2 protein-coding genes are annotated in these 12,871 nt (G+C 74.4%); both read right to left on the bottom strand.

What is annotated here, in order from left to right; translation table 11 throughout:
* The coding region (locus tag ACIG5E_RS38265) for an amino acid adenylation domain-containing protein (protein WP_396541735.1) at positions 1 to 5,099 on the bottom strand (5,099 nt) is incomplete at its 3' end.
* Complete coding sequence (locus tag ACIG5E_RS38260) at positions 5,099 to 12,865, bottom strand: amino acid adenylation domain-containing protein (protein ID WP_396541737.1); 7,767 nt, start codon at positions 12,863 to 12,865, stop codon at positions 5,099 to 5,101. The genes ACIG5E_RS38265 and ACIG5E_RS38260, both read right to left, overlap by 1 nt.
* Positions 12,866 to 12,871: the final 6 nt, after the last annotated feature.

The raw sequence follows: 12,871 nt of genomic DNA, 5'->3' as shown, positions 1-12,871 counted from the left end.
GCCGCGAAACGCGCATAGTTGGCAAGACCGCCATGCGGAACCGCCACACCCTTCGGACGACCCGTCGAACCCGACGTGTAGATCACGTACGCCAGACCGTCGGCCGACACCTCGACGACGGGCGCCGTCTCCGGCTGAGCGGACAACTGCATCACCATCAGCGCACTGTCCACCGCCACCAACCGGGCACGCCCGGCCGGCAGTTCGTCCAGCACCTCCTCATCGGTCAGCGTCAGCACCGCACCACTGTCCGCCAGCATGAACGAGATCCGCTCCACCGGATACGACGGGTCGACCGGCAGATAGCCCGCGCCCGCCTTCCACACCGCGAGGATCGCCACCACCGCGTCCACACCCCGAGGCAGGCACACGCCCACCACCGACTCCGCGCCCACGCCCTGCGCCACCAGGTAGTGCGCCAGCCGGTTCGCCCGCACATCCAACTCCGCAAACGACACCCGCTCACCATCGGCCACCACCGCCACCGCATCCGGCGTACGAGCCACCCGCTCCGCGAACAGCCCCGGCACGAGCACCGAGCCAAAGTCCACCGCCGAGGAGTTCCACTCGGTCAGCACCTGCGAACGCTCCCGCGCGGAGAGCACGTCGACCGCGCTCAGCCGCACGCCCGGGTCGCCCGCCACCAGTTCGAGCACCCGCACCAGGCGCTCCGCGATCCGCCCGACGCTGTCCGCCTCGAACAGGTCGGCCGCACCGATCACCGCGCCGCGCAGCCCGTCGGGTGCGCCCTGAGCGTCGAAGGCCTCGCCGAGCAGCACGTCCAGGTCGAAGCGCGCGGCCACCTCGGCGGCCGTCGACAGCGGGCTCGCCTGCACGCCCGCGAGCTCGACCACGGCGTGCGCGTTGTTCTGCATGGTGAACACGGTCTGGAACAGCGGGTGCCGCCCCATCGACCGGGCCGGCGCCAGCTCCTCCACCAGCCGCTCGAACGGCACGTCCTGGTGCGCGAACGCCGAGAGACTCGTCTCCCGCACCCGGCCCAGCACCTCACGGAACGTCGGATCACCCGACAGATCCGCCCGCACCACCAGCGTGTTCACGAAGAACCCGACCAGATCGTCCAGCGCCGCATCCGTACGGCCCGCGTTCGCCGCACCGATCGGCACATCCGTACCCGCACCCAGCCGCGACAACAGCACCGCCAACGCCGACTGCAGCACCATGAACATCGTCACGCCCTCGGCCCGCGCCACCCGCGCCAGCTCCGCGTGCAGCACCGCCGGAACCTCCACCGGCACCTCGTGACCCCGGTTGGAGGCCACCGCCGGACGGACACGGTCCACCGGCAGCGCCAACTCCTCCGGAACACCCGCCAACGCACCACGCCAGTAATCGATCTGGCGCGACATCAGGCTTTCCGAATCGTCGGCGTCGCCCATCAGCTCACGCTGCCACAGCGCGTAGTCCGCGTACTGCACCGGCAGCGGCGCCCACTGCGGCGCCCCGCCGGCGCAGCGCGCCACGTAGGCGCGCGAGACGTCCGCTGCCAGCGGCGCCCACGACCAGCCGTCGCCGGCGATGTGGTGCACCACGACCACCAGGACGTGCTCGTCCGGCGCGGTGGAGAAGACCCAGGCCCGGATCGGCACCTCGGCCGCCAGGTCGAACAGGTGCCCCGCGGCCCCGGCCACGGCGGCGTCCAGCCCCTCCGGCGCCACCTCGACCACCAACAGTTCCCAGTCCAGCTCCTCGACCGGGACGATCCGCTGCCAAGGCTCGCCGTCCTCGCCCACCGCGAACACCGTGCGCAGCAGTTCGTGGCGCGCCAGGGTGTCGCGCAGCGCGGCGTGGAGGGCCTGCCGGTCGAGGTCACCGGTCAGTCGCAGGGCGACAGGGATGTTGTAGGTGGCGCTGGGGCCTTCCAGCTGGCCGATGAACCACATCCGGCGCTGCGCGAAGGACAGCGGGACGCGCTCCGGCCGCTCACCCGCGGTCAGCTCCAGCCGAGCCGTGTCCGCGTCCACCAGCCGGGCCGCGAGGCCCGCCGCGGTGGGCGTCTCGAACAGCGTCCGCAGCGGCACCTCGACGCCCAGCACGGCGCGGATCCGGCTGATCAGCCGGGTCGCGAGCAGGGAGTGGCCGCCGAGCGCGAAGAAGTCCTCGTCGACCCCGACCGCGGCCTCGGCCAGTCCGAGGACCTGGGCGAAGACCCCGCGGAGCAGTTCCTCCTGGACGGTCGCCGGACCGCGGCCGTCGGCGGCCGCCGTCTGCCCGGGGGCCGGCAGGGCCTTGCGGTCCAGCTTGCCGTTGGCGGTCAGCGGCAGGGCGTCGAGCGCCACGACCGCCGACGGCACCATGTACGGGGGCATGCTCTGCCCCGCGTGGGCGCGCAGCCGCGCGCCGTCCACGGTCGCGCCGGACCGGGCGACGACGTACGCGACCAGGCGCACGTCGCCCGGCACGTCCTCGCGGGCCACCACCGCGGCCTGCGCCACCGTGTCGTGGCCGGCGAGCACCGCCTCGACCTCGCCCGGTTCGATCCGGAAACCACGGACCTTCACCTGGTCGTCGGCCCGGCCCAGGCATTCCAGCTGCCCGTCGCCGGTCCAGCGCGCGAGGTCGCCGGTGCGGTACATCCGCGCTCCCGGCTCGAACGGGCTCGCGGTGAACCGCTCCGCCGTCAGGTCGGGGCGGCCCAAGTAGCCGAGGGCGACCTGGGCGCCGGACAGGTACAGCTCGCCCGCCACACCGGGCGCGACCGGCCGGAGCCGCTCGTCCAGGACGTGCGCCCGCACGTCGGCGAACGGCCGGCCGACCAGCACGGGCCCCTCGCCCGCGACCGGGGCGGAGGTGGCCCAGACGGTCACCTCGGTGGGCCCGTACACATTCACGACCGGCGCGCCGGTGGCGGCCATCCGGGCCGCCAGCTCGCCCGGCAGCGCCTCGCCGCCGACCAGCATCCGCACCGCGGCCGGCCAGGCGCCGGCCTCCAGCACGCCCCGCCAGAGCGAGGGAACGCCCTGCACGACCGTCGCGCCCGAGGACCTGACCAGCTCCAGCAGCGCGGCCGGGTCGCGGACCACGTCACGCGGGGCCACCACCACCGCCCCGCCCGACACCAGGGGCAGGAACAGCTCCAGCGCCGCGATGTCGAAGGACACCGTGGTCACCGCCACCAGCCGGTCGCCGCCGGTCAGCGGCACCCGCTCCGCCGCGCCCCGCAGGTGCGCGGCCAGCGCGACGTGCGGGACCACGACGCCCTTGGGGCGGCCGGTCGAACCGGAGGTGTGGATGACGTACGCGGCGTCCTGTGCCCGCACCGCCGCGACCGGCGACGCGCCGTCCGGCTCCGCGCCGGACGGGTCGGCGACCGACAGGTCCGCGACCAGCAGCCGTGCCACGCCCTCCGGCAGCGCGGGGGCGCACCCCTCCGAGGTGAGCACGCACACCGGCGCGGCGTCCGCCAGCACGTACGTCAGCCGCTCCGCCGGGTACTCCGGGTCGAGCGGCAGGTATGCCGCCCCGGCCTTCAGCACGGCCAGCAGGGCCACCACCAGGTCGGCACCGCGCTCCAGGCAGACCCCGACGACGGCTCCCGCGCCCACGCCCGCGCCGACCAGGTGGCGCGCCACCCGGTTCGTCCGCGCGTCCAGCTCGGCGTAGCTGAGCACCTCGTCGCCGAAGACGACCGCGGTGGCCTCCGGGGTCCGCGCCGCCTGCGCCGCGAACAGCTCGGGCAGGAACGCGGCCGGCTCGGCCGGCCGGTCGCCGGACCACTCGCCGAGCACCCGTGCGCGCTCGGCGGCGTCCAGCACCTCGACGCCGCTCACCGGCGCCGACGGGTCGGCGACCAGCTGGGACAGCACCCGCACCAGGCGCCCTGCCAGCGGCCCGACCGACGCCTCCTCGAACAGGTCGGCGGCCACGGTCAGCGAGCCGCGCAGACCGGCCGGGCGGCCCGCCGTGTCGAAGGTCTCCCAGCAGTCGACCTCGAGGTCGAACTTGGCCCCGTGGACCCCGGCGCCGGCCACGTCGACCCGCAGGCCAGCCAGTTCCAGCACCGCCGCGGCGTTGTTCTGGAGGTTCAGCACGACCTGGAAGAGCGGGTGGCGCGCCATCGAGCGGGCGGGTGCGAGCTCCTCGACGAGCTTCTCGAAGGGCACGTCCTGGTGTTCGAAGGCCGCCAGGGCGGTCTCCTGCGTCCGGGCCAGCAGCTCCCGGAAGCTGGGGTCGCCCGCCAGGTCGGTGCGGATGACCAGGGTGTTGACGAAGAAGCCGATCAGGTCGTCCAGGGCCGAGTCGGCGCGCCCGGCGACCGCCGAGCCGATCGGGACGTCGGTGCCGGCGCCGAGCCGGGAGAGCAGGACGGCCAGGGCGGCGCGCAGCACCGTGAACGGGGTGACGCCCTCGGCCAGCGCCAGCTCGGCGAGCCCGGCGTGCACGTCGGCGGGCACCTCCAGGGGCACCCGGTGGCCGCGGTAGGAGCCGACGGCGGGACGCGGGCGATCGGCCGGCAGCGCCAGCTCCTCCGGGACGTCCGCCAGCGCGGCGCGCCAGTAAGCGACCTGACGTACCATCCGGCTCTGCGGGTCGTCCTCGTCGCCGAGCAGCTCACGCTGCCAGAGCGCGTAGTCGGCGTACTGGACGGGCAGCGGCTCCCACGCCGGGGCCCGGCCCGCGAGGCGCGCCTCGTACGCGGCCGAGAGGTCCCGGGCGAGGACGCGCAGCGACCAGCCGTCGCCGGCGATGTGGTGGACGGTCAGGACGAGGGTGTGCTCCTCTGGGCCGGTCGAGTACAGCGCCGCCCGGACCGGGACCTCCCGCGACAGGTCGAAGGCGTACTGGGCCGCGGCCGCGACGGCCTCGTCCAGCTCCTCCGGGGCGACCTCGGCCAGGGTGAGGTCCCAGTCCAGCTCGTCGGACCCGAGGATGTGCTGGTGGGGCTCGCCGTCGGCGACCGCGTAGAGGGTGCGCAGCACCTCGTGGCGGCCGATGACGTCCCGCAGCGCCGCGTTCAGCGCCACGCCGTCCACCCGGCCCGTGAGCCGGAGCACGACCGGCAGGTTGTACCGGGCGCTCGGGCCGTCCAGCTGGCTGATGAACCAGAGCCGGCGCTGGGCGAAGGACAGGGGAACCATCAGGACTCCTCGTGGTTGCGCATCGGCCGCAGAGCCGGCCTGGTGGTTGACTTCTCGGTTCCCACGCGCCGGGCCAGCCCGGCCACGGTTCGGGCCTCGAACACCGCCCGCAGCGGCAGTTCGGTGCCCAGGACTTCCCGCACCCGGGTCACCAGGCGGGTGGCCAGCAGGGAGTGGCCGCCCAGGGCGAAGAAGTCGTCGTCCATGCCCACGGCCTCCAGGCCGAGCACCTCGCGGAACAGGGCGCCGACGGCCTCCTCGCGGCTGTCGGCCGGGCCGCGGCCGCCGCCGGCCGCGTACGCGGGGGCGGGCAGGGCGGCACGGTCGAGCTTCCCGTTGGCGGTCAGCGGCAGGGCATCGAGGACCACGACGGCCGCCGGGACCAGGTACTCGGGCAGTCGGTCGGCCATGAACTCCCGTATCTCGACGGGCAGTTCGTCACCCGCATCGTCGACGGGGACGACGTAGGCGACCAGTCGTCGGCCGCCGGAGGCGTCCTCGCCGACGATCACCGCGGACTGCGCCAGCCGCGGGTGGCCGGCCAGCACCTCGGCCACCTCACCGGGCTCGATCCGCAGGCCGCGGATCTTCACCTGGTCGTCGGCCCGGCCAACGAACACCAACCGCCCGTCCGCCGTCCACCGCACCCGGTCGCCGGTGCGGTACATCCGCGCGCCCGGCTCGACGGGGCAGGCCACGAAGCGTTCGGCCGTCAGGGCCGGCTGCCGGTCGTAGCCTCGGGCCACACCGGCGCCGGTGGTGTAGAGCTCGCCCTCGACCCCGACCGGCACCGGGCGCAGCGCGGCGTCCAGCACGTACACCCGGGTGTCGGCGATCGGGCTGCCGATCGGCACCGAGACGGCGCCCTCGACCAGGTCGGCCGCGAGAATCTCGTGGACGGTGGTGAAGGTGGTGTTCTCGGTCGGACCGTAGCCGTTGAACAGCCGGATCTCGGGCAGGGCGGTCAGCAGCCGGCGGCAGTGCGCGGGCGAGAGGACGTCACCGCCGGCCAGCAGGCGGCGCAGCCCGGCCAGGGCCGACGGGTCCTGGTCGACCACCTCGTGGAACAGACCCGCCGTCAGCCAGGCCGTGTCGACGGCGTGGGCGGTCAGGAAGGCCTTGAGCTCGGCCATCGACAGCGCGCCCGGTGCCGCGACCGCGAGGGTCGCGCCGTTGAGCAGCGGTCCCCAGATCTCCAGGGTCGCGGCGTCGAAGGAGGCCGAGGAGAGCTGGCCGACGACGTTCCCGGGGCCGAGCGGCAGGAAGCCGGAACGGCGCACCAGCCGGTCGACGGCCCGGTGCGGAACGACCGTGCCCTTGGGCCGCCCGGTGGAGCCGGAGGTGTAGATGACGTAGGCCGCGTTGTCCGCGCCCGACGCCGCGCGCAGCTCGGCCGCCACCAGCGGGCCCTCGGCCAGGCCCGCCAGCTCGCGGACCGTCGCGGCGTCGTCCAGCTCCACCCGGTCCAGGCCCGGGGCCACGAGGGCCCCCCGGCCGTCGGTGAGCACCACGGCGGGCGCGGAGTCCGCCAGCATGTGGGCGATGCGCTCCGCCGGGTAGGAGAGGTCGAGCGGCAGGTAGGCGCCACCGGCCTTGACCACGGCCAGCAGGGCGACCACCAGATCGACCCCGCGCTCCAGGGCCACCGCGACCACCGACTCCGGGGCCACGCCACGGCCGATCAGCAGCCGCGCCAGCCGGTTGGCCCGCGCGTCCAGCTCGGCGTACGTCAGGCGCACGCCGTCGGCGACCAGCGCCGGCGCGTCGGGGTGCGCGGCGGCCTGCGCCGCGAACAGCTCGGGTAGGGTGGCCGCCGCCAGACCGCGGCGGGTGTCGTTCCACTCGCCGAGCATCCGGTGCAGCTCGTCCTCGTCCAGCACCGCCACCGCGTCCAGCGGCAGCTCGGGGCCGCCGTCCAGCGCGGTCTCCAGCGCCGACACGAGGTTGGCCATCGCGGTGCGGACCATCTCGCCCACCGCGGCGCCGTCGGCCGGACCCACCGCGTCCACGGACAGCGCGATGTCGACGCCGTTGTCGTCGACCATCAATGCCAGCGGGAAGTTGGTCCGCTCGTTCGCGAACACCAACCCGATGCCGTCGAGTTCGCCGTCCCAGCGCTCGTCCAGGTTCTGGCCGGCGTTGCGGCGGTAGTTGATGAACGAGGTGAACAGCGGGCTGCCCGGGGCCACGCCGGCGGCGTGCTGCGCGACCACCAGCGGGGCGTGCTCGTGCTCCAGCAGCTCGGCGAGCTGGCTGCGCATCGCGGCGACGGCCGTCACCACGCCGAGGCGCGGCTCGCGCACCCGCACCGGCAGCGTGTTGATGAACGGGCCGGGGATCCGGTCGGCACCGGCGGCGGCGTTCATCCGGCCGGACAGGACGGTGCCGAAGACCACGGTCGGCTGGTTCGACACGGCCGCCAGCACCCGGCCCCAGACCACGTGCAGCAGCGTCGCCGGGCTGGTGCCGAGGCGGCGGGCCACCTCGCGCAGCCGGGCGTCCACCGCCGGGGCGGGCTCGACCGGGTTGCGCACCAGGCCGGTGCCGTCGCCGCGGACGTCGACCAGGCCGAAGGGGGCGGTCGGCTCCGTCACGTCGCCCAGCAGCTCGGCGAAGTACCGCTCGTGCTCCTCCCGCGCCACGCCGCCGCGGGCCTGGGCGACGAAGTCGCGGAACGGCAGCGGGGCGGGCAGTTCCGCGCTGCGGCCGGTCAGGAAGGCCTGGACCTCGGTCAGCAGCACCACCAGCGCCGTGTGGTCGCGCACCATGTGGTGCGCCCGGACCAGCGCCAGCCACCGGCCGCCGGGGGCCGCCGCGACGTGCAGGGTGATCAGCGGCGGGTCGGCCAGGTCCATCGAGTGGCCGCCGAGGGCGACCAGTTCGGCCACCGCATCGGTGCCCCGGGGGTCCAGCGCGACCTCGGTGACGGACAGCGGCGCATGCCGCAGCACCACCTGCACCGGCTCGCGCAGGCCCTCCCAGACGTAGGCGGTGCGGTAGATGTCGTGCCGGTCCACCACCTGGTCCACGGCCCGGGCGAAGGCGTCCACGCGTGCCCGGGAGTCGAACTCCAGCACCGCCGGCATCACGTAGGCGTCATCGCCGCCGTCCGCGAGCACGTGGTGGAAGAGCAGACCCTCCTGCAGCGGGGCGAGCGGGTAGACGTCCGCGATGTTGGCCGCGCCGCCGGGGACGGCCGCGACCACCGCGGCGACCTCCGCCGCCGTCAGCTCCACCATGGAGAGCATCTCCGGGGTGATCTCCCGCGCGTCCGCCGGGATTCGGTTGGCCGGCGCGGTGATCCGCTCGGCGCCGACCGAGGCCGCCACGCCGGCCGACGAGGGGTTGTCGAACAGGGTGCGGACGGACACCGAGACGCCCTGCGCCCGGAGGATCTCCACCAGCCGGACGGCCACCAGGGAGTGCCCGCCCAGCTCGAAGAAGTCGTCCTCGACGCCGACCTTCTCCAGGCCCAGCACCTCGGCGAAGGCCGCGCAGACGATCTCCTCGCGGGCATCCGCGGGGCCCCGGCCGGAGCCGGCCCGGCTCGCGAAGTCCGGCGCCGGGAGCGCCCTGCGGTCCAGCTTGCCGTTGGCGGCCAGCGGCAGCGCGTCCAGCACCACCACGGCCGACGGCACCAGGTGCTCGGCCAGCTTCTCGAGGGCGAACTGCCGCAGCTGCGCGGCCAGGTTCTCGGCGTCCGCGCCGGCGCCGGGCACCACGTACGCGACCAGGCGCGTCTCACCGGGGGCGTCCCGGCGGGCCACCACGGCCGCCTGGGCGACCTGCCGGTGCGCGGCCAGCGCCGCCTGCACCTCACCCGGCTCGATCCGGTAGCCGCGGATCTTCACCTGCTCGTCGGCCCGGCCGAGGAAGACCACCTGGCCGTCCGCGGTCCACTTCGCGAGGTCACCGGTGCGGTACATGCGCGCGCCGCCCGGCTCGAAGGGGTTGGCGACGAACCGCTCCGCGGTCAGGTCGGGGCGCCGGACGTAGCCGCGGGCCAGCTGGGCGCCGGCCACGTACAGCTCGCCCGCGACGCCCACCGGCACCGGCTGCAGGCGGGAGTCCACCAGGTAGAACCGGGTGTTGCCGACCGGCCGGCCGACCGGGACCACTCCGTCGGCGACCAGATCGGCGGTCAGCCGGGTGGTGGCGACACCGATGGTGGTCTCGGTCGGACCGTAGTGGTTGAACACCTCGCACCCGTCGGCCGCGGCCACCAGCTCCCGCACCCAGGCCGAGGCGGCGGCCTCGCCGCCGAGCACCAGCGACCGCGCCGGGAGCACCTGCTCCAGGCCGGCCACCGCGCTCAGCGCCGCGAGGTGCGAGGGGACGACCTTCAGGTGGTCGATACCGTGCTCGGCCAGGTAGCCGGAGACCGCGGCGGGGTCGGTGACCGCTCCCTCCTCCAGGATGTGCAGCTCACCGCCGGTCACCAGGCTCGCGAACAGCACCGTGTTGCCCAGGTCGGTGACCTGCGCCTGCAGCAGGGCGTACCGGGCACCCGGCCCGCGGTACCCGATCCGCAGCGGAACCGTGGCCACGTAGTTGGCCAGCGCCCCGTGGGTGACCGCCACGCCCTTCGGGCGGCCGGTCGAGCCGGACGTGTAGATCACGTAGGCCAGGCCGGCCGGGTCCGCCACCGTCGCCGGCGCGGTCTCGGGCGCCGCGGCCAGCTGCATCCCCGTCAGCGTGTCGTCCAGCGCGACCGACCGGATCCGGCCGGCCGGCAGGTCGTCGAGCACCTCCTCGGTGGTGAGCACCAGGGCCACCCGGCTGTCGGTGAGCATGAACGCCACCCGGTCGGCCGGCTGCTCGGGGTCGATCGGCAGGTAGCCCGCACCGGCCTTCCACACCGCCAGCATCGCGGTGATCATCTCGACGCCGCGGGGCAGCGCCAGGCCCACCGCGGACTCGGCCCCGATGCCCTGGCCAACCAGGTACTGCGCGAGCCGGTTCGCCCGGGCGTCCAGCTCGGCGTACGAGACCCGCTCGCCGTCGGCGACGATCGCCACCGCGTCGGGGGTCCGCGCCGCCTGGGCCGCGAACATGCCGACCACCGTGTCGGCCGGTGTCTCGGTCGCCGTGTCGTTCCACTCGCTGAGCAACCGCGAGCGCTCGGCTTCCGCCAGCACCCGGACCTCGCTCAGCGGCAGCTCCGGGCCGCCGTCCAGCGCCGTCGCCAGCGCCGACACCAGGTTCTCGGTGGCGGTTCGCACCAGCGCGCCCACCTCGGCCGAGTCGATCGGGGCCACCGCGTCGACGGCGACCTCGATCCCGTCACCGTTGTCGTCGACCAGGATGACCAGCGGGTAGTTGGTGCGCTCCCGCGACAGCAGCAGACGGGTCCCCTCCATCACCTCGCCGGCGCGCTCCTCGGGGCTCTGCCCCTCGTTGCGGCGGTAGTTGATGAAGGAGGTGAACAGCGGGGTGTCGCCGACGATGCCACTGGCCCGCTGCGCCGCGACCAGCGGCGCGTGCTCGTGCTCCAGCAACTCGGCGAGCTGGTCGCGCATCGCGGTGACGGCGGCGAGCACGCCGTGGCGGTCGGTCAGGGCGCGGACCGGCAGGGTGTTCATGAACGGTCCGGGCACCCGGTCGGCCCCGGCCCCGGAGTTCATCCGGCCGTACAGCACCGTGCCGAACACCACGTCGGCGCGGCCGCTGACCGCGGCCAGCACCCGGGCCCAGGCCACGTGCATCAGCGTCGCCGGGCTGGTGCCCAGGCGGCGCGCGGTCTCTCGCAGGCGGGCGTCGAGCCCGTCCCCGAAGGCGGTCACCCCGTGCACCGAGTCCGCGCCGTCGCCGCGCACGTTCAGCAGCCCGTACGCCGCGGTCGGCTCGTCCACGTCCGCGAGCAGGCCCGCGAAGTACCGCTCATGCTCAACCCGCGGGACACCGCCGCGGGCCTGCGCGACGAAGTTGCGGAACGGCAGCGGTGTGGGCAGCTCGGCCTTGCGGCCGGCCACGATCGTCCGGACCTCGCTGAGCACGACCTCCAGCGCCGCGTGGTCGCGCACCGTGTGGTGCATCCGGGCCAGCGCCATCCAGCCTCCGCCCGGCAGCGCCGCGTAGTCCACCCGCAGCAGCGGGGCGCGGCCCAGGTCCATCGTGGAGCCGACGATCACCTGCAGCTCGGCCGCCGGATCGGTGGTGTCCGGGGCCAGGGACACCTCGCTGACGGGCAGTTCGGCCTTGCGCCACACCACCTGCACCGGCTCGCGCAGGCCCTCCCAGACGAAGGACGTACGGAAGATGTCGTGCCGGTCCACGACCAGTTGGAGCGCCTGGACGAACGCGTCCAGCCGAGCCCGGGTGTCGAACTCCAGGGCCGCCCGCAGCACGTAGGCGTCCTCGCCGCCGTCGGCGAGGAGGTGGTGGAAGAGCAGGCCCTCCTGGAGCGGGGCCAGCGGGTAGATGTCGGCGATGTTCGCCGCGCCGCCCTGGACGGTCGCGGCGATCCGGGCGATCTCGTCGGCCGACAGGTCGACCAGCGGCAGCATCTCCGGGCTGATCGCGGTCGCGTCGGCGGGGATCAGGTTGGCCGGCACGTCCACCTGGACGGCACCGGTCGACGCCGCCAGACCGGCCGGGGTCGGGGACTGGAACAGCGTCCGCACCGACACCGCGACACCGCGCAGGCGCAGTTGCTCGACGAGGCGGATGCCCAGCAGGGAGTGGCCGCCCAGGGCGAAGAAGTTGTCATCGACGCCGACGCCTTCGAGGCCGAGGACCTCGGCGAAGGCGGCGCAGACGATCTCCTCGCGGGCGTTGGCCGGGCCACGACCCGCACCGGCGGTGTACGCCGGGGCGGGAAGGGCCCTGCGGTCCAGCTTGCCGTTCACACTCAGCGGCAGCGCGTCCAGGACGACGACCGCCGAGGGGACCATGTACTCCGGGAGCTGCTGGGCGGCGAATTGCCGGAGGGAGGCGCCGAGTTCGGACGTCGCGGTGTCCTCGACGACGACGTAGGCGACCAGACGGGTGTCGCCCGGCGCGTCCTCGCGGACCACCACGGCCGCCTGGGCGACCTGCGGGTGCGCGGCCACCACGGCCTGCACCTCCGCCGGCTCGATCCGGAAACCACGGATCTTCACCTGATCGTCCGCACGGCCCAGATACTCCACCTGACCGGCCGCGTTCCAGCGGACGATGTCACCGGTGCGGTACATCCGCACACCCGCCTCGAACGGGTTCGCGGTGAAACGCTCCGCCGTCAGACCGGAACGCCCCGCATAACCACGAGCCAACTGCACACCCGACAGGTACAGCTCACCCGCCACACCGACCGGCACCAGCTGCAAACGCGCATCCAGGACGTACAGACGGGTGTTGGCGATCGGCGCACCGATCGGCACCACACCCGCCATCTGCCCCGGCACGCACTGCCACGCCGTGACGTCCACCGAGGCCTCCGTCGGCCCGTACAGGTTGTGCAACTCCACGCCGTCGAAGACCTCGAAGAAGCGCTGCTGCAGGTTCAGCGGCAGCGCCTCACCCGAACACACCACCCGCCGCAGGCTCGCACCCGCACCCGCCACCACGGCCGGCTCCGCCAGGAACGCCTCCAGCATCGACGGCACGAAATGCGCCGTCGTCACCCCCTGCCCCGCGATCAACCCGGCCAGGTACTCCGGCTCCCGATGACCACCCGGACGCGCCACCACCAGCGCCGCGCCCTCCAGCAGCGGCCAGAAGAACTCCCACACCGACACGTCGAACCCGAACGGAGTCTTCTGCAACACCCGATCAGCGGACGTCAGTTCATA

Origin of the sequence: Kitasatospora sp. NPDC053057 (assembly GCF_044546945.1) — a bacterium.
In the GTDB taxonomy this organism is placed as follows: domain Bacteria; phylum Actinomycetota; class Actinomycetes; order Streptomycetales; family Streptomycetaceae; genus Kitasatospora.
The sequence above is the reverse complement of the archived record's forward strand: the minus strand, read 5'-3'. Positions and strand labels throughout refer to the sequence as shown.